The sequence below is a fragment of the Sodalis sp. RH22 genome, assembly GCF_047324165.1.
In the GTDB taxonomy this organism is placed as follows: domain Bacteria; phylum Pseudomonadota; class Gammaproteobacteria; order Enterobacterales; family Enterobacteriaceae; genus Acerihabitans.
On record NZ_CP178731.1, the window covers coordinates 2898822 to 2922904 of the forward strand.

At 58.0% G+C, this 24083-nt stretch carries 20 protein-coding genes and 1 other annotated feature; of the genes, 7 read left to right on the top strand and 13 right to left on the bottom strand.

The window, feature by feature from the left end; translation table 11 throughout:
• Positions 1-85: 85 nt before the first annotated feature.
• From dnaK to tal, 4 genes are all read right to left on the bottom strand, one after another.
• A complete protein-coding gene (gene dnaK, locus ACL2XN_RS13235; protein ID WP_410016468.1) occupies positions 86-2005 on the bottom strand; it encodes a molecular chaperone DnaK in 1920 nt (639 codons plus the stop codon).
• A gap of 327 nt (positions 2006-2332) precedes the next feature.
• Entirely contained in the window at positions 2333-3643 is a 1311-nt protein-coding gene (locus tag ACL2XN_RS13240) for an MFS transporter (RefSeq protein WP_413730974.1), read from the bottom strand.
• Between the two features lie 128 nt (positions 3644-3771).
• Positions 3772-4359: a molybdopterin adenylyltransferase gene (gene mog / locus ACL2XN_RS13245; RefSeq protein WP_410016469.1), complete on the bottom strand. Its 588-nt coding sequence runs from the start codon at positions 4357-4359 to the stop codon at positions 3772-3774.
• Positions 4360-4510: 151 nt separating this feature from the next.
• A complete protein-coding gene (tal, locus tag ACL2XN_RS13250; protein ID WP_410016470.1) occupies positions 4511-5464 on the bottom strand; it encodes a transaldolase in 954 nt (317 codons plus the stop codon).
• A gap of 212 nt (positions 5465-5676) precedes the next feature.
• Here tal and ACL2XN_RS13255 point away from each other — a divergent pair, with 212 nt between their 5' ends.
• Together ACL2XN_RS13255 and yaaA are read left to right on the top strand one after the other, a co-directional pair.
• A complete protein-coding gene (locus ACL2XN_RS13255) occupies positions 5677-7119 on the top strand; it encodes an alanine/glycine:cation symporter family protein (RefSeq protein WP_413727168.1) in 1443 nt (480 codons plus the stop codon).
• Positions 7120-7174: 55 nt separating this feature from the next.
• Positions 7175-7948, top strand: a complete 774-nt coding sequence (gene yaaA / locus ACL2XN_RS13260; protein ID WP_413730944.1) for a peroxide stress protein YaaA — start codon at positions 7175-7177, stop codon at positions 7946-7948.
• Between the two features lie 121 nt (positions 7949-8069).
• Here the strand turns inward: yaaA and thrC are convergent, their stop codons facing one another.
• The 5 genes from thrC to ACL2XN_RS13285 form a co-directional block, all read right to left on the bottom strand.
• Positions 8070-9359 carry a threonine synthase gene (gene thrC, locus ACL2XN_RS13265; RefSeq protein ID WP_413730945.1) on the bottom strand — a complete coding sequence of 430 codons (1290 nt, stop codon included), beginning with the start codon at positions 9357-9359 and terminating at the stop codon, positions 8070-8072.
• A gap of 3 nt (positions 9360-9362) precedes the next feature.
• Entirely contained in the window at positions 9363-10292 is a 930-nt protein-coding gene (thrB, locus tag ACL2XN_RS13270) for a homoserine kinase (RefSeq protein ID WP_413722111.1), read from the bottom strand.
• A gap of 1 nt (position 10293) precedes the next feature.
• Positions 10294-12753, bottom strand: coding sequence for a bifunctional aspartate kinase/homoserine dehydrogenase I (thrA, locus tag ACL2XN_RS13275; RefSeq protein WP_410016474.1), 2460 nt, complete (start codon positions 12751-12753; stop codon positions 10294-10296).
• 27 nt (positions 12754-12780) lie between these two features.
• Positions 12781-12898, bottom strand: a sequence feature (Thr leader region).
• A complete protein-coding gene (gene thrL / locus ACL2XN_RS13280; RefSeq protein WP_410016628.1) occupies positions 12837-12905 on the bottom strand; it encodes a thr operon leader peptide in 69 nt (22 codons plus the stop codon). It overlaps the preceding feature by 62 nt.
• A gap of 190 nt (positions 12906-13095) precedes the next feature.
• Positions 13096-13797 carry a tRNA/rRNA methyltransferase gene (locus tag ACL2XN_RS13285; protein ID WP_410016475.1) on the bottom strand — a complete coding sequence of 234 codons (702 nt, stop codon included), beginning with the start codon at positions 13795-13797 and terminating at the stop codon, positions 13096-13098.
• 452 nt (positions 13798-14249) lie between these two features.
• Between ACL2XN_RS13285 and arcA the strand changes: the two genes are divergently transcribed.
• Positions 14250-14966, top strand: a complete 717-nt coding sequence (gene arcA / locus ACL2XN_RS13290; protein ID WP_162364033.1) for a two-component system response regulator ArcA — start codon at positions 14250-14252, stop codon at positions 14964-14966.
• Positions 14967-15029: 63 nt separating this feature from the next.
• Here the strand turns inward: arcA and creA are convergent, their stop codons facing one another.
• A complete protein-coding gene (creA, locus tag ACL2XN_RS13295) occupies positions 15030-15512 on the bottom strand; it encodes a protein CreA (RefSeq protein WP_413727171.1) in 483 nt (160 codons plus the stop codon).
• A gap of 197 nt (positions 15513-15709) precedes the next feature.
• Between creA and robA the strand changes: the two genes are divergently transcribed.
• Positions 15710-16579: an MDR efflux pump AcrAB transcriptional activator RobA gene (gene robA / locus ACL2XN_RS13300; RefSeq protein ID WP_413728883.1), complete on the top strand. Its 870-nt coding sequence runs from the start codon at positions 15710-15712 to the stop codon at positions 16577-16579.
• On the opposite strand, the gene gpmB is transcribed toward robA, so the two are convergent.
• Positions 16576-17223, bottom strand: coding sequence for a 2,3-diphosphoglycerate-dependent phosphoglycerate mutase GpmB (gene gpmB, locus ACL2XN_RS13305; RefSeq protein ID WP_413722107.1), 648 nt, complete (start codon positions 17221-17223; stop codon positions 16576-16578). The two genes, robA and gpmB, sit on opposite strands and share 4 nt — an antisense overlap.
• Positions 17224-17273: 50 nt before the next feature.
• On the opposite strand from gpmB, the gene yjjX reads away from it, so the two are divergent.
• Positions 17274-17810: an inosine/xanthosine triphosphatase gene (gene yjjX, locus ACL2XN_RS13310; protein WP_410016479.1), complete on the top strand. Its 537-nt coding sequence runs from the start codon at positions 17274-17276 to the stop codon at positions 17808-17810.
• On the opposite strand, the gene trpR is transcribed toward yjjX, so the two are convergent.
• Both trpR and sltY read right to left on the bottom strand, forming a co-directional pair.
• On the bottom strand, positions 17807-18136 hold the full coding sequence (gene trpR / locus ACL2XN_RS13315) for a trp operon repressor (protein ID WP_410016480.1): 330 nt from the start codon (positions 18134-18136) through the stop codon (positions 17807-17809). The two genes, yjjX and trpR, sit on opposite strands and share 4 nt — an antisense overlap.
• Positions 18137-18193: 57 nt before the next feature.
• Positions 18194-20128, bottom strand: a complete 1935-nt coding sequence (gene sltY, locus ACL2XN_RS13320) for a murein transglycosylase (protein ID WP_410016629.1) — start codon at positions 20126-20128, stop codon at positions 18194-18196.
• Positions 20129-20702: 574 nt separating this feature from the next.
• Here sltY and ACL2XN_RS13325 point away from each other — a divergent pair.
• Both ACL2XN_RS13325 and ettA read left to right on the top strand, forming a co-directional pair.
• The gene (locus ACL2XN_RS13325; RefSeq protein ID WP_413728884.1) at positions 20703-22220 is read left to right on the top strand and encodes a hypothetical protein; all 1518 of its coding nucleotides are present in this window, start codon (positions 20703-20705) and stop codon (positions 22218-22220) included.
• Between the two features lie 132 nt (positions 22221-22352).
• Positions 22353-24017 (top strand): energy-dependent translational throttle protein EttA, encoded by a 1665-nt coding sequence (ettA, locus tag ACL2XN_RS13330; protein WP_410016482.1) that lies wholly within the window; start codon positions 22353-22355, stop codon positions 24015-24017.
• The last annotated feature ends 66 nt before the right edge of the window (positions 24018-24083 follow it).

Sequence of the window (24083 nt, forward strand, 5' to 3'; positions counted from 1 at the left end):
TTGCACGGGCGTAAGGTTTCCCCGACGCCCGTGCCTGTTGCCAGCCACGGCATTACTCACCGTGGCTGTGCCCGCTCAAGGGCGATTATTTTTTATCTTTAACTTCTTCAAATTCGGCGTCGACAACGTCGTCATCTTTTTTGCCCGCATTGGCTTCAGCGCCAGCTTCCGCCGCGCCGGCCTGAGCCGCCTGCTGCTGCGCCACTTCCAGCAGCTTGCCGGAAACCTGGATCAGCGCCTGCATCTTGGCTTCGATCTCAGCCTTATCCTCGCCTTTCAGCGCGGTTTCCAACGCGCTCAGCGCGGATTCGATGGCCGTTTTGTCATCGGCGGGCAGTTTGTCGCCGGCTTCTTCCAACTGCTTGCGGGTGCTGTGCAGCTGATGGTCTGCCTGGTTACGGGTCTGCACCAGTTCCTCGAACTTGCGGTCGGATTCCGCGTTGGCTTCCGCTTCACGCACCATTTTCTGGATTTCATCCTCGGTCAAACCGGACGACGCCTTAATGGTGATTTTCTGTTCACGGCCGCTGTTCTTATCCTTGGCGGACACATGCAGGATGCCGTCGGCGTCGATATCGAAGGTCACTTCGATTTGCGGCGTACCGCGCATGGCGGGGGCAATCCCGTCCAGGTTGAACTGGCCCAGGGATTTATTATCCGCGGCGCGTTTACGTTCACCCTGCAGCACGTGGATGGTCACCGCGGACTGGTTGTCTTCCGCCGTAGAGAACACCTGGCTATGCTTGGTCGGTACGGTGGTGTTCTTGGCGATCAGCGGCGTCATGACCCCACCCATGGTTTCAATGCCCAGCGACAGCGGGCTGACGTCCAGCAACAGCACGTCCTTCACGTCGCCGGCCAGCACCCCGCCCTGCACCGCGGCGCCGATAGCCACGGCTTCATCCGGGTTAACGTCTTTACGCGGTTCCTTACCGAAGAAATCGGTAACGGTCTTCTGCACCAGCGGCATACGGGTCTGGCCGCCCACCAGGATAACGTCCTTGATATCGCCGACCGACAGTCCGGCGTCTTTCAGCGCCATCTTCAGCGGGTCCATGGTGCGTTTTACCAGGTCTTCAACCAGCGATTCCAGTTTGGCGCGGGTCACCTTGATGTTCATATGTTTCGGACCGGTGGCGTCCGCCGTGATGTACGGCAGGTTCACGTCGGTCTGCTGCGCGGAGGACAGCTCGATCTTGGCCTTTTCAGCGGATTCCTTCAGACGCTGCATGGCCAGCGGATCGTTGCGCAGATCGATGCCCTGGTCTTTCTTGAACTCATCCACCAGGTAATTGATCAGGCGGCTGTCGAAGTCTTCGCCACCCAAATGGGTGTCGCCGTTGGTCGCCAGCACTTCAAAGGTTTTTTCACCGTCCACGTCATCGATTTCGATGATGGAAATATCGAAGGTACCGCCGCCCAGGTCATAGACCGCGATGGTGCGGTTGCCCGTTTCTTTATCCAGGCCGTAAGCCAGCGCCGCGGCGGTAGGTTCGTTAATAATACGTTTAACTTCAAGGCCCGCGATACGGCCGGCGTCTTTGGTCGCCTGGCGCTGGGCGTCGTTAAAGTAGGCCGGCACGGTAATAACCGCTTCGGTAACCGGCTCACCCAGATAATCTTCCGCGGTCTTCTTCATCTTTTTCAGGATTTCAGCGGACACCTGCGGCGGGGCCATTTTCTGGCCTTTCACGTCCAGCCAGGCGTCGCCGTTGTCGGAAGCGATAATTTTATACGGCATGATATTTTTATCACGCTGTACTTCTTCATCCTCAAAACGACGTCCGATCAAACGCTTGATGGCGAACAACGTGTTCTGCGGGTTCGTAACGGACTGACGTTTAGCTGGCTGGCCAACCAGAATTTCACCGTCCTGCGTGTAAGCAATAATGGAAGGGGTAGTACGATCACCTTCGCTGTTTTCAAGCACCCGAGGTTTGGAGCCTTCAATAATTGCGATACAAGAGTTGGTCGTACCCAAGTCGATACCAATAATTTTACCCATCTAAACATCTCCACTAAAAAGTCATATTCGTTGTGGTCGTAAACCTGATATGTGGCCGGTTAACTTTTTTTCAAGCCAGCGACACGTTTTTGTCAGCAGGTTAAACAACGTTGGTTGCAAATAAGATGGGGTCACCGCGCCGCGCATCAAGGGGGAGCAGGAAAAAAAAAGCGTTCTGCGCGCTCCCGGCGGCCCCGGGCGCCGCGCATCGCTGAGCGGCTGGCGCGCAGTCCTTTGATATACAGGGCATTTTTATAAAAATGACTAAATCGTTCCCAAAAGTGCCATGACAAACAGGAACCTATTTATTTCACGCCGCACGTAAAATCAGGCGATGGAATTCAATCCACCGGCCAGCGGCGGCTTATGCCGCAGTCCGGACGGCAGGCAAATGCCGAGCAACACCCCCATTACCGATAGCCCGAGCACATACCAGGAAGGCGCCATCGGCGAGATGCGCATCAGCATGGTGACCATCACCGGGGTCAGTCCGCCAAAAATGGCGTACGCCACATTATAGGAAAACGAAATACCGCTGAACCGCACCGGCGAGGGAAACGCATGGACCATAACATAAGGCACGCCGCCCACCACGCCGACGCTCAGGCCGGCCAGCGCATAGGTGATGTACAGCGGCAACGGCCGATCCGCGCCGGTGTGGTAAAACAGCCAGCTGAAGACGCCCAGCATCACGCAGCCGGTGATAAAGGTTTTGCCCGCGCCCACGCGGTCGATGACGGCGCCGGTTATCACGCAGCCCACGGCCAGCGCGATAATCGCCGCGCAGTTGGCCTTGAGCGCCAGGGACGGGGTAGCGCCCATTTGCTGCTGCAGCCACAGGGGCGCCATCAGGATCACCACCACGATGCCGGCGGAGAGCAGCCAGGTCAGCAGCATGGAAATCAGCACCGCTTTTTTATGGTTCATCACCACGGATTTCAGCGGCATTTCCTGCGCCAGCGCTTTGCGGATCTGCATCTCGATAAACACCGGGGTCTCACGCAGCCAGCGCCGCAGGTACATGGCGACCAGTCCGAAGAAGCCGCCGAGGAAAAAAGGAATGCGCCAGCCCCCCTGGAGCACGCCCTGCGGCGTCATGAAGGTGTTTAATAAGGTGGCGACAAAGGATCCTAATAAAATGCCGATGGTCAGGCCGGCGGTTAACGTGCCGCAGGCGAACCCGATGCGCTTGTGGGGCACATGTTCGGCGACGAAGACCCAGGCGCCCGGCACTTCGCCGCCGATGGCCGCGCCCTGCAGGATGCGCAGCGCCAGTAACAGCAGCGGCGCGGTGATGCCGAGGGTTTCATACGTGGGCAGCAGGCCCATCATCAGCGTCGGCAGCGCCATCAGCAGAATGGACAGGCTGAACATTTTTTTCCGGCCGGCTTTATCGCCGAAATGCGCCATGATAATGCCGCCCAGCGGCCGGGCCAGGTAACCGGCGGCAAAAATACCGAAGGTCTGCAGTTGCCGCAGCCACTCCGGCAAATCCGGCGGGAAGAACAGTTTTCCCATCACCCCGGCAAAGAACACGAAGATAATAAAGTCGTAAAATTCCAGCGCGCCGCCCAGGGCGGCAAGCGACAGGGTTTTGTAATCCTGTCGGTTCAATCGGCGTTGCGGGTCGGCAGGCATAGTCATTCGCGTCGGGCCAGAGAGAAAAAAGAAAAAAATATAGCATACAACGTAAAGGTAATCTTACTGCGCGGAAATATAATTTCACACCCTGGGGCGGCGTTTACCGCCGCCGCCGCGCGCCGCGGTTACTCCGGGTCGGGGCGCCGGGCGTTTTTGGGACGAAACGCCGCCACGATCGCGGGATCGGTCTCGATATAAGGCCCTTCCAGCAGTTGAATGCAATAAGGGATGCTGGCGAAGATGCCGTGCACCACCACGTTCCCCTGCGCGTCCCTGACGCCCGCCAGCGTTTCCTGGATAGCCCTGGGCTGGCCCGGCAGATTCAGGATCAGCGCCTGTTTGCGGATCACCCCCATTTGCCGGGACAGGATAGCCGTGGGCACAAAATGCAGGCTGATCTGGCGCATTTGCTCGCCAAACCCGGGCATTTCGCGATCCGCTATCGCCCGCGTGGCATCCGGCGTGACATCACGCCGCGCCGGGCCGGTGCCGCCGGTGGTCAGCACCAGATGGCAACCCATTTCATCCACCAGCTCGCGCAGAGTTTGCTCAATCAGCGGCTGCTCGTCGGGCACCAGCCGTGTTTCCAGCGTAAAAGGTGAAATCAGCGCCTGCCGTAACCAGGATTCCAGCGCGGGGATGCCCTGATCCTGGTAGACGCCGTTGGCCGCGCGATCAGATATGGATACCAGGCCAATACGGCAAATTTGCATAGAACGTCCTCCGGTCGACATGATTTTTCCATAATAGCAATTTAACGGCGAAGCGCCGTGCGCACAAATAAAAACGGCCCGTTACGGGCCGCAATGGTGCTGGTAAACGGGTGGCCGCGCCGGCTTGCCTGCCCGGCCGGGGCCACGGTGATTACAGCAGGTCTTTAATCATCGCTTCCAGCTTTTCCTGGTCGACGGCGAACTTGCGGATCCCGTCCGCCAGTTTGTCCACCGCCATAGGATCCAAGTTGTGCTGCCAGAGGAATTCAGCCTCGGTCAGCTTGGCCGGACGCGGCTTGATCTCGCCCGTATAGGAAAGTTTACGCTCAAGGGTGCCTTCGGTGGCGGCCAGCTCTTTCAGCAGCGGCGGCGCGATGGTCAGGCGATCGCAACCGGCGAGTTCAATAATCTCGCCCACGTTGCGGAAGCTGGCGCCCATTACCACGGTGTCATAACCGTGTTCTTTGTAGTAACGGTAGATTTCCGTCACGGAAATCACGCCCGGATCCTGCTCCGGGGAAAACTCCTTGCGTTCGCCGTTGGCTTTGTGCCAGTCAAGGATGCGGCCGACGAAAGGCGAAATCAGGTAGGCCCCGGCCTCGGCGCAGGCGCGGGCCTGGGCGAAGGAAAACAGCAGCGTCAGGTTACAGTTGATGCCGGCCTTTTCCAGTTGCTCGGCAGCGCGGATACCCTGCCAGGTCGAGGCCAGCTTAATCAGGATGCGATCGTTGCCGATGCCGGCGTCGTTGTAGAGTTTAATCAGGCTTTTGGCTTTGGCGACGCTTGCCTCGGTGTCATAGGACAGTCGGGCGTCGACTTCCGTGGAAACGCGCCCCGGCACCAGCTTAAGAATTTCCAGCCCGATGTTGACCGCCAGTTTATCGGTGGCGTATTTGACCTGTTCCGCCGCGTCCCGGCTTTGATCACGCGCCCAGGCAACCGCCTGGTCGATATAGCCGCGGTATTCGGGAATCTGCGCCGCGTTCAGGATCAATGAAGGGTTGGTGGTTGCATCCTGGGGCTGATACAGTTTAATGGCGGTGATATCACCGGTATCAGCGACAACGGAGGTCATCTTGCGTAGGGCACTAAGTTTATCTGTCATGGTGGAATATCTCATTGTGAAGGGTGTGCATATCTTATGGCGTTGCACTGCCTTTTTTGATAATACCACGCGCAAGCATGGGTGCAAGCGAGGCGCCAGCGTAATGGCACCGCCCCGGCGGCAGCGCATTATGCGGCCATGGCAGGATAAAATCGGCCGCTGCCGGCCGCGGATCGGCATAAGCGCCGCTTATCAGGGAAGACGAGGAATAAATGGCTGAACTCTTCAACTTTATCGACGATTTGTTATGGAATTCAGTGTTAATTTACCTGCTGATTGGCACCGGTCTTTGGTTTACTTTCCGCTCCGGTTTTATTCAGTTCCATTACTTCGGCCACGTGTTTTCCATCTTGAAGGGATCGGGCCGCGCCGACGGCGCGGGCATTTCACCGTTTCAGGCATTATGCACGACGCTTGCGGCGCGCATCGGCTGCGGCAACCTGACCGGCGTGGCGTTGTCCCTGGTCATCGGCGGGCCGGGAGCGATATTCTGGATGTGGCTGGCCGCGTTTATCGGCATGGCCACCGCCTTCTTCGAAAGCACCCTGGCGCAATTATATAAGGTGCGCGACGGCCGCGGCCATTACCGGGGCGGCCCCGCCTGGTATATGGAAAAGGGCCTGGGCCTGCGCTGGATGGGCGTACTCTTTACCTGCTTTCTACTCATAGGCTACGGCGGTATATTCAGCGCGGTGCAGGCCAGCGCCATTACGCAGTCGCTGCATGACGCCTGCGGATTCGCGCCTTACCAGACGGGGCTGGGCCTGGCGGCGTTAAGCGGACTGGCCATGTGCGGCGGCCTGCGTCTTATCGCCCGGCTTTCCCAATGGCTGGTCCCGCTGATGGCCTTGTGCTATGTGCTGCTGGCGGCCTGGGTGATGGCGCAGCATGCCGGACGCCTGGGGGCGGTGGCGGAGCTGGTGTTCAACAGCGCGTTCGGCCTGCCGCAGGCCGCGTCGGGAATCCTGGGCTATGGTTTTTCCCAGGCCATTTTCCAGGGCGTGCAGCGCGGGCTGTTTTCCAACGAGGCCGGCATGGGCTCGGCGCCCAATATCGCCGGCGCCGCCACGCCCTGGCCGCCCCACCCCGCGTCGCAGGGATATATCCAGATGCTGGCGGTGTTTATCGATACCATCGTCATCTGCAGCGCCACCGCGGCCATTATCCTGACGTCGGGCGCGCTGGAACAGGCCGCGCCCGATCTCGGCGGCATCGCCCTGATCCAGCGGTCATTGCTGGCGGCGACGGGACAGTGGGGCACGCCGTTTATGGTGATGGTGGTATTTATTTTTTCCTTTACCTCGATTATCGCTAATTACGCCTACGCGGAAAGCAGTCTGCGTTTTTTCCGCCATCGCTCCAAACGGCCGGTGCAGATATTGCGCGTCGTGGCATTGGCGACGGTGATGTTGGGCTGTCTGGCGGAAGTACCGGTATTATGGCGGCTGGCGGACCTGGCGATGGGCCTGATGACCCTGACCAACCTGATTGCGCTGCTGCTGCTGTCGCGCATCGCCCTGATGCTGGCGCGCGATTACAATAGCCAGCGCGCGGTCGGCAAACTGCCGACGTTCTACGCCGCGAATTTCCCCGCTATCGCGGCGCAGCTGGCGCCCGGCAGTTGGGACCGCCCGGCGGCGCGCAAATCGACATGACCGCCGCTTATCATCCCGCTGACCTCCAGCCCTTAAGAGACAGGAACCGTACGACATGCTAATCGTTATCTCCCCGGCCAAAACGCTGGATTACACCAGCCCGCTGGCGACCCGGCGTTATACCCAGCCCGAGCTGCTGGCCCGCGCCGAAAAACTGATGCGCGTGTGCCGCAAACTGACCCCGGCGCAGTTATCCGGCCTGATGGGCATCAGTGATAAGCTGGCCCAGCTGAACGCGGGGCGCTTTCAGTCTTGGCGGGCGGATTTTTCACCCGACAACGCCCGGCAGGCGATCCTGGCGTTTAAAGGCGATGTCTATGCCGGCCTGGCGGCGGAAAGTTTCAGCGAGGCGGATTTCGACTTCGCCCAAACCCATTTGCGCATGCTGTCCGGCCTGTACGGCATACTGCGCCCCCTGGACCTGATGCAGCCCTATCGCCTGGAAATGGGTATCAGGCTGGCGAACCCGGCCGGGCCGGACTTATACCATTTCTGGGGAAAAACCCTGACTCAAAAGCTCAACGAGGCGCTGACGGCGCAAGGCGATAACGTGCTGATTAACTTGGCGTCCGGGGAGTATTTTAAGGCGGTGATAAAGGACCAGTTGGCCGCGCGGGTGATCAAGCCGGTGTTCCTGGATGAAAAAAACGGCAAGTATAAAGTGATCAGTTTCCACGCCAAAAAAGCGCGCGGCATGATGAGCCGGTTTATCATCACCCGGCGGCTGACGCAGCCGGAACAGCTGACCGCGTTCAATGACGGCGGTTATGCCTATGCGCCGGAGGAATCCAGCGGGTCGGAGATGGTCTTTAAACGACCGGAACGCTAGGACGGCGGGCGTGATGCGCGATAGCGCGGCCGTCCTATCGCTCGGCGGGGCGGAACGGCCATGGCGGCTGTACCTACGAGGCGCGCCGGCCGGCGGCTGAACCGGCGGCGGTCGTGGCGGATTACTGCGGCAAGGCCATCAGCAGGGCGCGCAGCTGACCAAAGTCTGCCGGCAGCCGGCTTGACAGCAGCGGCAGGGTCGCCCGCAGCGCCAGCGCCTTGGGCAGCGGCAGCGATTGGCCCAGCACCGCGTCCACGGTTTCCTTAAACTTCGCCGGATGCGCGGTGCCCAGGAACAGGCCGGACTCCCCTGGCTGGAGCTGGTCGCGCAGTAACCGGTAGGCAATAGCCGCATGAGGTTCCGATATATACCCCAGTCCCGCCAGTTCGCGCATCGTGTCGCGGGTAACATCGTCATTCACGCAGCCGTAGGCCAGGGTATCAAGGCGCCAGTTCTTACGCCGGAACAATTCCTCCACGCGCGGCCAGTTGTTCGGCTGGCTGACATCCATGGCATTGGATAGCGTCGCCACGGTGGCGTTGGGCAACCATTTCCCGTCGGCGAGAAAGCGCGGCACGGTATCGTTGGCGTTGGTGGCGGCAATAAAGCGTTTAATCGGCAGGCCGAGGGATTTTGCCAATAGGCCGGCGGTCAAATCGCCAAAATTGCCGCTGGGCACCGAAACCACCAATTGATTGCGTTGCTCCTGCGAGAGCTGCGCCGCCGCTTCGAAGTAATAGCAAATCTGCGCCAGCAGGCGGCTGATATTAATCGAGTTGGCGGAGTTCAGCCCCAGTTCGTGCTTGAGTTGCTCGTCGTCGAACGCATGTTTGACCAGCGCCTGGCAGGCGTCAAAGTCGCCGTCAATCGCCACGGTATGGATATTGCCGCCCAGGGTGCAGAACAGTTTTTCCTGCAGCGGGCTTATCTTGGCGTGGGGGTACAGGATCACCACCCGGACATTTTCCAGCCCGTAGAAGGCGTGCGCCACCGCGGCGCCGGTATCGCCGGAGGTGGCGGTGAGGATGGTGACCGGCTGGCCCCGGGCGACTTCGGTCAGCATCTGCGCCATAAAGCGGCCGCCGAAATCCTTGAACGCCAGGGTCGGGCCGTGGAATAGCTCCAGGACCGATATATCCTCGCTCACCTTGACCACGGGGGCCGGGAACTCGAAGGCGGCCTGCACCCGTTTATGGATAACGTCCAACGGCAGCTCGTCGCCGATATAGGCCGACAGGATGCGCGCGCTGCGGGTCACCAGATCGAGATCCAGCAGGGCGTCGATTTCCGTCGAGGCGAACTCCGGGAGATCGACGGGGAAAAACAGCCCCTGCTGGCGTCCCAGCCCCTGCTTTATCGCCTGCGCGAAGCTGACCTGCTCGTTATGATCTTTAATATTATACAGTTTCATACGTTATCCCATCACTCGCGCGCCGGTGGTATCCAGGCGGCATATATGAACAAAACCCTCATCATTTTGCAGGTAGTGCTGCTCCAGCCAGCCGGCCAGGCGCTGCGCGGTATCTTCCCGATCGCAGACCGCAAACAGCGTCGGTCCCGAGCCGGAGATGCCGCAAGCCAGGGCGCCGATACTGGCGCAGGCCTGGCGCGCTTCGGTAAATCCCGGCAGCAGTTTAGTGCGGTAAGGCTCGGCAATCACATCCTTCATCAGTTTTGCCGCCAGAGCCGGCTGCTGGGTATGGCTGGCGTGGATAAAACCCGCCAGGAAACGCCCGTGGCTGATGCAATCCTGCCGGCGATATTGAGCGGGCAGGATTGCCCGCGCCTCGGCGGTGGAGACCTTGATGCCCGGATAGGCCATGACCCACAGCCATTCGCTGAAACCGGGCACCTGCTGGCTGATGATACTGTTTTCCTCCAGCATCAGCTGGATGCCGCCCAGGAAACAGGGCGCCACGTTATCATAATGAACGCTGCCGGAAATACGGCCTTCCATTTCGCCCATCAGCGTCAGCATCTGGTTTTCATCCAGCGGATAACCGCAATGGGCGTTCATCGCCACCAGCGCCGCCACCACCGAACAGGCGCTGGATCCCAGCCCCGATCCGATGGGCATGTTTTTTTCCAGCCGCATGGCCACCGGGACGGTTTTACCCACCGCCTGGCAAAAACGTTCCCAGCATTGATAAACAATATTCTGCTCGGTTTCGGCCGGCAGCTTGCCGGCGAAACGCCCTTCGTTGCACAGGCTGAACGCCGCCGCATCCTCCACCGTCACGCAGTCCCCGAGCAACGTACCGTCCACGGGCGATACCGCGGCGCCCAGCACATCAAAGCCGACACTGACATTGCCGATCGAGGCCGGCGCATACACCTTAACCATTTTAGACTCCCAGCTTCCATGACAACGTACGCAGAAGATCCGCGAATACGCCCGCGGCCGTCACATCATTGCCGGCGCCGTAGCCGCGCAACACCAACGGCAACGGCTGGTAATAACGGGTATAGAACGCCAGCGCGTTTTCGCCATCCTTCACTTTGTACAACGGATCGTTGCCATCCACCGCCGCTATCTTAACCTGGCAGCGGCCATCCCGGATGCTGCCGACATAACGCAGCACCTGGCCCTGTTCCCGCGCCATGGCGACTTTAGAGGCAAAGGCGTCGTCAAGACCCGGCAGCCGCGCCAGGAAACTGTCGGTATCGCCGGCGCTGTCAAAATCCGCGGGCAGCACCGGCTCGACGTCGATGGACTCCAATTCAAGCTGATAACCCGCCTCGCGCGCCAGAATCAATAACTTACGCGCGACGTCCATCCCTGACAAGTCATCGCGCGGGTCCGGTTCGGTATAACCGAGCGCCCTTGCCGCCAGCGTCGCCGCCGACAGCGACATGCCCTCGTCCAGCTTGCCGAAGATAAACGACAGCGACCCGGAGAGAATACCGGAAAAACGTACCAGTTCATCACCGGCGTTAAGCAGGTTCTGCAAATTTTCGATAACCGGCAGGCCCGCGCCCACGTTGGTGTCGTAAAGGAATTTACGCCGCGACCTGGCGGCGGCGGTGCGCATCTGCCGGTAATAATGCATCGAGGCGGTATTGGCTTTCTTATTAGGCGTCACCACGTGGAAGCCGTCGGCCAGGAAGTCCGCGTACTGGTCGGCCACCGCCGCGCTGCTGGTGCAATCGACGATCACCGGATTAAGCAGATGATACTCCTTTACCAGACGGATCAAGCGTCCCAGGTTGAACGGCTCCTTGGCCTGCGCCAGCTCCTCGCGCCAGGTTTCAAGCGAGATGCCGTGCACGCTGGTCAGCAACGCCCGCGAGTTGGCGATGCCGCAGACGCGCAAATCGATATGCTTCGCTTTCAGCCACCGATGCTGGCGATGGATCTGCTCGATAAGCGCGCCGCCCACGCCGCCGGCGCCGATGACAAACACCTCGATCACCTGGTCGGTGTTAAACAGCATCTGGTGCGCGACACGCACCCCGGTGGTGGTGGCGTCGTTATCCACCACCACCGAAATCGACCGCTCGGACGATCCCTGGGCGATGGCGACAATATTGATATTGGCGCGCGCCAGGGCCGCGAACAGCTTGGCGGACAGGCCGCGCTGGGTGCGCATACCGTCGCCGATGACCGAAATAATCGCCAGTTGGGTCATGACGTCGAGCGGCTCCAGCAGGCCGTCCTTCAGTTCCAGGTAAAATTCGTCTTCCAGCGCCTTGCGCGCGCCGTTCAGCTCATGATGCGGCACGCAAAAGCTGATGCTGTATTCCGATGAGGATTGGGTAATCAATACCACCGAACTGCCGGCCCGGGACATGGCGGCGAAAACCCGCGCCGCCATGCCGATCATCCCCTTCATGCCGGGGCCGGAAACATTGATCATCGCCATATTGTTTAAATGGGTGATGCCCTTAACCGGATTATCGCTGTCGGGATCGCTCTGGCCGATAAGCGTGCCGGGCGCCTGCGGGTTTTCGGTATTTTTTATCAGGCAGGGTATCTGGAACTGGGCAATCGGGGCGATGGTGCGCGGATGCAGCACTTTGGCGCCGAAGTACGATAATTCCATGGCCTCCTGGTAGGACATGGATTTCAATAACCGCGCGTCCGGCACCTGGCGGGGATCGCAGGTGTATACCCCATCCACGTCGGTCCAGATTTCACAGCAGTCGGCGCGCAGGCAGGCGGCCAATACCGCCGCCGAATAATCGGAGCCGTTACGGCCCAGCACCACCAGCTCGCCTTTCTCATTACCGGCGGTGAACCCCGCCATCAGGATAATATGGTCGGCGGGAATGGCGGCGTCGTTAATGCGCCGCGTGGATTCCACGATATCCACGGTGGACTCCAGATAGCTGCCCTGCGCCAGCAGTTTTTCCACCGGATTTATTACCGTCACGGCATAACCGCGGGCGACGAACACCGCTTCCATAATGGCGATGGAGAGCTTTTCCCCACGGCAGATAATGGCGGCGTTGATACTGTCCGGACATTGCCTGAGCAAGGTAATGCCGTGCAGCAACTGCTTAAGCTGGCCGAACTCCTGATCCACCAGCTTGCGCAGGGCGGCGAAGTCAAAACCGGGCTGGGCCTGGGACAAGCCCTGCAGCAGCTCGGAGAAAATACGCTCGGCGTCGTTCATGGCGGGCTGGATATCCAGCCCGCCGAGCGTCTTGTCGATCATCGACACCAGGTGATTAGTGATCTTTGCGGGTGCGGAGAGCACGGCGGCGACCTGTCCCTGACCTGTATTACTTTCAATGATATCGGCAACGCGAATAAAACGTTCCGCATTGGCGACCGAGGTACCCCCGAATTTCAGTACGCGCATTTCTTTTCTCTCTCCTGGATTGAAGCTTAAAAAAAAGCCCGCACTGGTGAGGTGCGGGCTTTTTTCTGTTTATCCTGTATGCGTCAGCCCGCACCGCTACTTGTGGTATCGGTGGTGGTAATAATAATGGTGTTCAGGCTGATAAAACGCATGTCTTAAGCAATCTATATTATTTTTTAATGGCTTACTGGTAAAGCAATTGCCGTAAAAAGTCAATGTTAATTTGCGTTTGGCTATTTATCACTCAGCGCAGCGGTCGGAATTTTACTGTTCGCAATGCCCAATAATCATATAATAATGTGGCTGAAACGTATTCATATAGTTTTAAACGCCAGGTTATCGCTACGCCGTGGTATTATTTACTGGCAATACTTTTTCTATATCCTGCAGCAGTTGGTGCAACATCGCGATGTCCCGCTGGGTCGCCAGTCCAAGCCGCTGATGCAGCCAATCGGTTAATTTATGATCATCGCCGACGCTTAATTGCGTGAACAGCCGATCGAAGCGCTGATGCAGCGCAGCCAGTTGCCCGGGTATGGCCGGCGGGTGCTCCTGAGGCGCAATCCGGTTCAGCGCCGCCAGCTGATAACAGTAAACCATCACCGCCTGACCGAGATTCAGGGACGGATAGCCGGCCTGCATCGGCACGCCGGTCAGGATATCGGCCAGCGCCAGTTCCTCGTTGGTCAGGCCGGTATCTTCCCGTCCGAATACCAGCGCCGCCTGCGTTATCCACTGTTGTTTTTCCTGCATTTGCGGCAGCAATTGCGCGGCGGTGCAGTAATAGTGGAACCGGGCCCGGTGACGCGCGGTGGTGGCCACCGTAAAATCCACATCCGCCAGGGCGGCCGCCAGCGTGTCGAAATGAACGGCCCGTTCCAACACCTCGGTCGCGCCGTGGGCGACCCGGGCGGCGGCGGGCTGAAGGTGCGCGCGGCTGTCGACGATACGCAGCGAGCCGAACCCCATGGTTTTCATGGCCCGGGCCGCGGCGCCGACATTCTCCGGACGCGCCGGGGATACCAGGATAATATGCAATTGCATGGTGAGTCTCTTAAATCGCGGCGAATGACGCCGATATTATCATCATTCCACCGCTATTTCAGACCGCGTCGTTAAAGCTGAATCGAATTGGCGCTCTTGGCAAAAATGCTTAAATATGCTGGTATTTAAGGGATTTTCCGGAAATGCGCGCTGTCGTGGACGGTAATTTGATATATGTCAGCAAAATGAAATTTTCTTGCGTGGCAATTTCGTTTCGCGCTGTTATAGTGTTGTTAATAAGGGTAAGCTATACGGCATTTGAGCTTGAGAAAAAGCGGACCAAAATCAGGTTAGCGGTGCCAAGGTTATCCGTCGTTCGTCATCTGGAGCACGTTTATGTACTTTAGCCTCATGGCGTTGGGGATGCGGCATTATGCCCCGGGCAATGTTGTAGATAACCGCGGCTTTTGTACTTCCTCTTCCAATTTTGTTAGTAATTTTAGGTAGCAAACATGCAGACCCCGCACATACTTATCGTTGAAGACGAGTCAGTTACCCGCAATACCCTCAAAAGCATTTTCGAGGCCGAGGGCTACATGGTTCATGAAGCCACCGATGGCGCTGAAATGCATCAGATTTTGTCGGAAAACGACATCAACCTGGTAATTATGGATATTAACCTGCCGGGTAAAAATGGTTTACTGCTGGCGCGTGAATTACGTGAGCATGCAAGCGTTGCGCTGATGTTTTTGACTGGCCGCGATAATGAAGTCGATAAAATCCTCGGCCTGGAAATCGGCGCCGACGATTATATTACCAAGCCGTTCAATCCCCGCGAGCTTACCATCCGCGCGCGCAACCTGTTGTCGCGCACCATGAATCTCGGCGGTGGCGGCGAAGAGCGCAAACTGGTGGAAAGCTATAAATTCAACGGTTGGGAACTGGATATCAACAGCCGCTCATTGTTAAGCCCCACCGGCGATCATTACAAGCTACCGCGCAGCGAATTTCGCGCCATGCTGCACTTTTGCGAAAATCCGGGCAAAATTCAATCCCGCGCCGAACTGCTGAAAAAAATGACCGGTCGCGAACTCAAAGCACACGATCGTACCGTGGATGTCACCATCCGCCGCATCCGCAAGCATTTTGAATCCACCCCCGACACGCCGGAAATCATCGCTACCATCCATGGCGAAGGCTATCGTTTCTGCGGCGATCTGGAAGAATAATCGCCCCATGGCATCACCACATCGGGCGTCCGCATGGGCGCCCGATGTTATTATTGACCGGCTTTATTCATGCTGTGTGGTCCAGGGAATAATCGGCACCGCGCTCAGGGCATTTTTCGGCGATCCTTCCACCACCCGGTCCGAGTAGGACAGGTATACCAGCGCATTACGCTTCGCGTCATAAAAACGAACCACCTGTAGCCGCTTAAAAACCAGCGATGTGCGTTTTTGGAATACAACGCTGCCGGTCTGTTTACCGTTCTTGATTTTATCCGTCAGGGTAATGGGACCGACCTGCTGGCAGGAGATGGCCGCGTCCGAGGTATCCTCGGCCAGGCCCAATCCTCCCTTGATGCCGCCGGTCTTGGCCCGGCTGAGGTAGCAGGTGACATTCTGCACATCAGGGTCGTCAAATGCCTCCACGACAATCTTGTGATCGGGGCCAAAGAGTTTGAAAACAGTGTCAACGGAGCCGACTTCCTCGGACCGGGCGACGCCGGTGGCTGTCAAACTGAGCAGCAATGCGGAAAAAAACAGTTTATTCATAGAGATAGACTTCTTTTCAATGGACGGATCGGCGGCGGGGCGAAGACCGCGTACGGGCTTCACTACCGGTGGTGAATTGCTGCTATCATGGCAGGTATTAATTAGCTAATAAATCTTTGACGGTCGAACTGCAAAAAAATTGCTATCATGCGTCAACTTTTTTCATTGTGCCCTAAATGCTTTTTTGAGGATGATCTATGGATCAAGCCGGTATAATTCGTGATCTGTTAAGCTGGCTGGAAGGACATCTTGACCAGCCGCTGTCCCTGGACAATGTCGCCGCAAAAGCCGGTTATTCCAAATGGCATTTGCAGCGGATGTTCAAAGAGGTAACAGGTCATGCCATCGGTGCGTATATCAGGGCCCGCAGGTTATCCAAAGCGGCCGTGGCATTGCGTCTAACCAGTCGGCCGATCCTGGATATTGCCCTGCAATACCGGTTCGACTCGCAACAAACCTTTACGCGCGCGTTCAAAAAACAGTTCACCCAGACGCCCGCGTTATACCGCCGGGCGGAAGAATGGGACTCCAGCGGCATCCGGCCGCCGATCCGGCTGGAAAAATGGGAAATGCCGCAGCCGGAATTCATCGTCCTGCCGCCGATGCAGCTGGTGGGCCTGACGCAAAGCTATTCCTGCACCCTGGAGCAGATCACCACGTTCCGTACCGAGTTGCGCATTCAGTTCTGGCGCCAGTACCTGGGCGAGGCAAAAACCATTCCGCCGGTACTGTACGGCCTGAACCACTCGCGCCCCAGCCAGGAAAAGGATGACGAACAGGAGATCCTGTATACCACCGCCATCGAACCCCAGGACGTGCCCGATAATGTACAAAACGGCCAGCCGATCGCGCTGGACGGCGGCGATTACGCGCAGTTTATTTATAACGGCGCGTCCGACGGCCTGCAGAGCTTTATTTTAACGTTGTATGGCACCTGCCTGCCGATGATGAAAATGACCCGCCGCCGCGGACATGATATCGAGCGTTTCTATCCGCAGGAAAGAGCGCCCGATGCGCCCGCGCCGCATACCATCCGCTGTGAATATCTGATACCGGTGCGACGCTAACGCTGGATTTCATCCAACGCCGGCATATCCAGATGCGAGGTGTCGCCCGCGGTCTCCACCACCCAGCCGGGCGCCAGCCAAGGGCTTTGCTGGAAGTCCATGCGGGAAATAGAGCAGTTGCGTAACCGTAGCCGGCGCTCGGCATAGGGCGGCAAGCCCAGGACGGTACTGATGAGGCACCCCAGCGCCATGCCATGGCTCACCAGCAGGGGCATGCTGCCGGCGGGCAGTTCACGGCAGCTGTCCAGCGCCGCGTGCATGCGCTGCGCCAGTTCGGTCATCGATTCCCCCTTGGGAATGCGCCCGTCGGGCGTTCCGTTAACCAATTGCTTGCGCCAGCTTTCTTCTTCCGGCGTCAGGGTATCGATATCGCGCATTTCCAGCACGCCCATGTCCAGCTCGCGCAGCCGGGGGTCCGGGCGAACATCGCAGCCGCAGGCCCGGGCGATGATATCGGCGGTATGGCGCGTGCGTCCGAGGTCGCTGCTGATGATATGGGTAATACCCATACGCTGCACGCGTTCAGCGACCTGTTGCGCCTGGCGCTGGCCTTTGGCGGTTAACGCGCTGTCGGATTGTCCCTGGATACGGCGCAAGGCATTCCATTCTGTTTCGCCATGGCGAACAAGATAGACCTGTAACATGGTTTTTTTCCGTTATACTGCGTGAAAATGACTGGAGTGATAAAAACATTATGTATTATGTGGTGGCTGCAACGACTAACCCGGCTAAAATCAATGCCATTCTCCAGGCCTTTAACGACACCTACGGGCCCGACAGCTGCCGCGTTGAAGGCATAGATGTCGACAGCGGCGTGCCGTCGCAGCCCATGGGCGATGTCGAAACCCGCAGCGGGGCGCGGAATCGGGTCATGGCCGCGCGTCAGGTTTGTCCCGAGGCGGATTTCTGGGTCGGTGTCGAGGCGGGTATTGCAGATAATATGACCTTTGCCTGGATGGTTATTGAAAATACGCACCTGCGCGGTGAATCTCGCTCCGCCAGCTTAATATTACCAGAAAGTATATTACAGGGAATCATTGAAGGGCGGGAATTAGGCCAGGAAATGGCCAGATTGACCGGAATTACGGATATTAAACGCCAGGGCGGCGCCATCGGCGTGTTTACCGCCGGCAGGCTGACCCGCAGCAGCGTCTATTATCAGGCCCTGCTATTGGCGCTGGTGCCGTTTAATAACGCCATCTACCAGACCAGCCGCGGCCACGGCGGTTAATCCGGCAAATGCCGCAGATGATGCTCCAGCCACTGTTTTAATTCAGGCGATGCGGCCTTGAGGCTATTGGAACCACGGGTGATGGTGGCAATGCCGGTGCCAAGGGAATTCTTTAATTCGCGCTGGCTCATCTCGCCGTCCAGCAGCGCCCGGATAATGCGGATGCGCGTGCCGATGGCTTCGCGCTCATCGGCGGTCAACATCAGTTGCAGCAACGGCACATGCATACCGTCGGCAAAAGCCTGCCCCAACAGCACGGCAAAATGCCGCCACTCCTGCTCATGCCGCGGCACATCGCCGGCAACGGAGGTGGTAATGTCATTCATAAGCGCCCGCCATACCTGTTAACGAGTACAGCAGTCTACCCTATTTTCCTCGCCGGTTCAGTAACGCCGTTGCCACTCTGCGTCCGTCAGCACTTTTGCGGGCTGACGCAGGAAATAACGGTAAAAGACGTCATAGGCCAGGACATTTTTCACGTAACCGCGGGTTTCCGAAAACGGAATGCTCTCAATAAAAGCCACCGCGTCGATACGCCCCGCGCTGTTGCCAAGCCAGGTGTTCACCCGCCCAGGGCCGGCGTTATAGGCCACGCTTGATAAGATCCGGTTGCGGCCGAACATCTGGTACACATATTCCAGGTAAGTGGTGCCCAGCTCGATGTTGGTCTGCGGATCCAACAGCTGGCTGGTGTTCATATAACTGCTGATATTAAACATTTCGGCGGTATGCTTGGCCGTGGCGGGCATCAGCTGCATCAGGCCGGCCGCGCCGACCGGCGACAGCGCCTTAGGATTCCAGGCGCTTTCCTGGCGGGCTATCGCCATGGCGTAACTCTGGCTTATCCCTTTATCGTCGGTGGCGCGGCGAAATTCATTATGCCAGGCCAGGGGAAAACGCTCTTCCAGATGATCCCACAGCTTGCCGGTAATCGTCGCCTGCACGCTCAGGTCGGGCCATTGCTGTTCAAAAGCGTAACGCGCCAGACCTTCCTGTTCCGTCCGGCTCAGGCTGGCCACGAGGGAGCTCCATTCGTTCCTGGCCAGGTTATCCATATTCCAGTACATCAGCTCGCGCACGCGGGCGATTTCCGGCCGTTTGATAAGTTCGGGGGCCGGCGCGACCGCGCGCGCCACATTGACGGCATAATTGACGCCCAGTTCCTGTGCTGCGACCATCGGGTAAAAACCGCGTCCCTGCATCAAATCACGCAGTATCGGCTCGCCGTCGCTTTTGCGCCCCTGGTTGATAAGCAATACCGCGCGCCAGTAGCGCCACTCCTCTTTCTGGCGGGCGTCCTCCGGCAGGCGGTCCAGCCAGGCGGCCACCGCGCGCATATCGCCTTGTCCCAGCGACATGCGGATACGCCGCTCGAGCAATGCGGTGGAGTGGCCGCGTAAAATAACGTTGTCGCGCCAGGCGGCCTGTTCCGGCGTGGCGTCGGTGCCCATCAGGCGCCAGGCGACGCTTTCCTCGAGATCGAGGCGATCGCCGTCGTCCATTTTCTGCAGCCGCACCAGGGTCGGCAGCATGGCGCGGGCATTTTCCACATCGTCGCGGGCCAGGCGCGCAAAGGAGATAATCGTGGCCTGGCGGGTTAAATCCGTCGGTCCCACGCTTCTGGCAAAGCCTTCCAGGGTCGCGGGATTATCCTGTAATGCCGCCAGCGCGCTGCCCATGGTCTGGTATTCAATCGGCAATTGTTTCGACAGCGCGTTCACCAGGTTGGTATTGTCCTCTTTCATCGCCAGGCGCATCCGCTCGAGGATCGCCAATGGCCCGCGCTGCCCGGCCTGATCCCAGACGCTGAATAATTTGTTGCAGCTTTCCGGCAGGGAATGGCCGTTGAGCCAGATCTCCTTGGCGCCGTCCCAGGCCGCCTGCTGCGCCCCGGTGGCCCATTTGGCGTAATAAAAGTTGCAGCGCGCGGAGACCGGTTTCGGCGGCTGCGGACTGAAGGCCAGCAGCCCCTGCCAGTCCTGGCGCTGGGCCAGCTCATTGACAAAGCGGGCCGACAGCGAGCGCGCAGGCATAAGCGTCGGGTTGGCATCCATAAAGGCCTTAACCTGCGCCGTGCTCGCCTGGGAAAGATCCTGCGACAAGGCGCGGTACTCCAGATAGGGATACAGGGGATAATCACGCAGGGTGGGCATCAGCTGCGACACCACATCCATTTGGTTGCTATCCCAGGCCTGCTTAACCTGCTGATAGCGCTGGCGCTGCGCATCGATTGAGTCCGCGTGCGCGCTGCCGGTTGCGGCCACCAGGCTTGCCAGCGCGCAGATAAAACCCGCGCCCACATACCGCCATCCGTCCACCTTGACCATATCCACTCTATCCTCAGCGTAATGTCTTTTTGCCGCGTCCTTTTCCGGACGCCGGCGCATTCGTTCAGTTTGCCATAAATCCGGTTGCTGTCACCATGCTAGCTAAGCAACCGGGCGTATGCCAGCGGCAGCGGCGACAATCGTCATTATTTTCGCGGTTATTTTTTTTAGCGGCGATAATAAGCGCAAAGCGGGCCGGCGACGGCAGCGCGCTGGATCACATTACTGATTTTTAACGGTAGCGAACGCGGGTTGCCCCTATACCCGGTTCTGGGGTTGGGTTACGCTGCGCAACTGAGCACGCAACGCGTAACCGTCTATTTACCACGGGCATGTCAACCGTGGGCTGTGGCCCGTGCCTGTTTGCCCCGGTCTAAAAGAATTGCAACTACCGAATGATGTTTGCAACAAACATGCTTTAAGGTGATGGAAAGTGAAATTGAAAAACAACCTGATGCTTATCTTTCTGAGTTTCTTGGTTTTATGCATACTCCTGGTAACGTTAAAAGAAATTGGCATTTGGAACGGGCATGATTGGATCGCTCATTTCCAGAGAATGATTTCGTTGAATAACGAATTGGCGCACAATCAGTTCCCTCCCTTGTTTGATTATTGGTCGCCCGGGCAATTCGGCTACTCATGGCAGCTGTTTTATCCGCCGTTGACATCCTTGCTGTTTTTGGCGGCGAAAGCGCTGACATTTAATACCGCTGATATCATTAGCCAGATGAAAATGGTGTATTTCCTCCTCTTCATCATTGCCTTTTTTTCGACCTATTCCGCCGCTAAACGAGAGCATTCGTCTTCCCAGGCCGGGTTGCTCTGCGCCATATTATTTATCACTTCCGGATATTTCCTGACCAATATCTATGTTCGCTTTGCCCTGGGCGAAAGTTTGGCCATGTCGCTGATGCCGCTGTTTATCAGGGGTTGCAGTTCCCTTATCCGCGATCGCAGGGATATCTGGCTGCTGCCGTTTAGCGCCTTAGGCGTATTTTTAGCCAATATCCCGAGCATGGTGGTGCTTTTAGTGTTTTTTGTTTTATTTTGCCTGCTCAACGCCCGGGCAGTTTTTATTAAAGCCAATATAACTTTTTTTCTGATGTCGTTTCTCATTGTCGTCTCGATTAGCGCATTTTATTGGGCGCCTTTGTTTTATCATATCCATAATTCAGATATTTTCGCCACCAGCGGCAAGCTGCTTAAGTACGACGACCTGTTAAAGTTCAGCAGCGGCCTGACGGAAACCCTGCTGTCGCTGTCTTCTACCTACGGCGTATCCGAACCGGGCATGTTTTTATCGGTGGGCGTTATCCAGCTGCTGCTCGCCGTGGCCTATCTGAAATGGGGTAAATCCGGCGCGTCGAAGAAAATGATCCTAATAGCTTTATTGTTTATCATTGCCACTACCCACTTGATACCCTGGAATAAAATTCCCGATAGCGTGCCGGTGTTAAAATTAATCCAGTTCCCGTGGCGGCTGCTGTCCTGCGCCACCGCCATCATCGCTTTGCATGCGTCGGGCATGCTGGCGGCGATGATGGCGCGGAAAAAAGCGCTGGTCATGCTACTGGCCTGCCTGTGCATCGCGGGGATGTATCCTCTTATCCATAAGGCCTTAAGCGTACGTTATCTGAATGTGGATACGTCCTCTCTTTATGATGATTACCTCAATAACCACAACGTGCGCCCCGAGAACTTCGATCATCTGAAAATCAACGACTTCGCTTTCTTCGCCAACCCCGCAGCCGCCATTATCGGCACTACCTATCGCCAGGGCTATCCGGCGATGATCATACGGGCGCAGGGGACGCAAACCGTTACCCTGCCCTATATTATGTATGCCGGCTATTACCTGCTGGTGGACGGCAAACGGCGGGACACCGTCCGGCTGGACAGCGGGCTGGTCGGCGTTGCCCTGACCGACGGCGAGCACAGCGTCACGTTAGCCTATCATCGCTCTATTGTGATTATCCCCGCGGTCACCAGCCTGCTGTCTTTGCTGGTGACGGTGCTGTATTTTACCCGCCGGCGCATACGGGCCTCCGCGCTGCCGGCGCACGATACCAACATCGTCCGGTGATGGCTGGGATCGCATGCGAAAACGGGCTAAACTGGGCGCTTATCCATTGCGACACTTGGCGCACTGCCCGTACATGCTCCGCGCAGGCCGCGGGGCATAGCTAAAACCAGATAGAAAGAGGCTCTTAACAACGTGGCTCAATACGTCTATACCATGCATCGCGTCGGCAAAATCGTGCCGCCGAAACGTCATATCCTGAAAGATATCTCGCTCAGCTTTTTTCCCGGCGCCAAGATCGGCGTGCTGGGGCTCAACGGCGCCGGTAAGTCCACCCTGCTGCGCATCATGGCCGGCATCGACACGGAAATTGAGGGCGAGGCGCGGCCGCAGGCGGGTATCAAAATCGGTTATCTGTCCCAGGAGCCGCAGCTGAATTTAGAGCAAACCGTGCGCGAGGCGATTGAAGAGGCGGTTGGGGAAGTCAAACAGGCGCTGACGCGCCTGGACGCGGTCTATGCCGCCTATGCCGAACCGGATGCGGATTTCGATAAGCTCGCCAGGGAACAGGGCGAACTGGAAGCCATTATCCAGGCCCATGACGGCCATAACCTGGAGAACCAGCTGGAACGCGCCGCCGATGCGCTGCGCCTGCCGCCCTGGGATGCGAAGATAGCCACCCTGTCGGGCGGGGAACGCCGCCGCGTGGCGATTTGCCGCCTGCTGCTGGAAAAACCGGACATGCTGCTGCTTGATGAGCCGACCAACCATCTGGATGCGGAGTCGGTCGCCTGGCTGGAGCGGTTCCTGCTGGATTACGAAGGCACCGTGGTGGCCATTACCCATGACCGCTATTTCCTGGATAACGTGGCCGGCTGGATCCTGGAACTGGACCGCGGCGAGGGCATTCCCTGGGAAGGCAACTATTCTTCCTGGCTGGAGCAAAAAGATCAGCGCCTGGCGCTGGAAGCCTCATCGGAAACGGCGCGGCGCAAATCCATCGAGAAGGAACTGGAATGGGTGCGCCAGAATCCCAAGGGACGCCAGTCCAAAGGCAAGGCCCGTCTGGCGCGCTTTGAAGAGCTTAACAATGTGGAATACCAAAAGCGCAACGAGACCAGCGAGCTGTTTATTCCACCCGGACCGCGCCTGGGCGACAAAGTGCTGGAGGTGGAAAACCTCAGGAAATCCTATGGCGACCGGCTGCTGATAGACAACCTGTCGTTCTCGATCCCCAAAGGGGCGATCGTCGGCATTATCGGCCCGAACGGCGCCGGCAAGTCGACCCTGTTCCGTATCCTGTCCGGCAAGGAACAGGCGGACAGCGGTACGGTAACGCTGGGCGATACGGTGCAACTGGCCTCGGTTGACCAGTTCCGCGATAGCATGGATAACAGTAAAACCGTCTGGGAAGAAGTGTCCGGCGGCCAGGATATTATGCGCATCGGCAATTTTGAAATGCCGAGCCGCGCTTATGTCGGCCGTTTTAACTTCAAGGGCGTCGATCAGGGCAAACGCGTCGGCGAACTGTCCGGCGGCGAGCGCGGGCGGCTGCATCTGGCCAAACTGCTGCAGGTGGGCGGCAATATGCTGCTGCTCGATGAACCGACCAATGACCTGGATGTGGAAACCCTGCGCGCGCTGGAAAACGCCCTGCTGGAGTTCCCCGGCTGCGCCATGGTGATCTCCCATGACCGCTGGTTCCTCGACCGCATCGCCACCCATATCATTGACTATCAGGATGAAGGCAAGATCGAATTCTTTGAAGGCAACTTTACCGAATACGAAGAGTGGAAAAAACGCACGCTGGGCGCGGAAGCGCTACAGCCGCACCGGATTAAATATAAAAAAATGTCCTGATAGCGCCAGCGATGGGCGCCTCATGCCAATGAGGCGCCCTGGACCGGCGAATTTTTTCTTCATTGA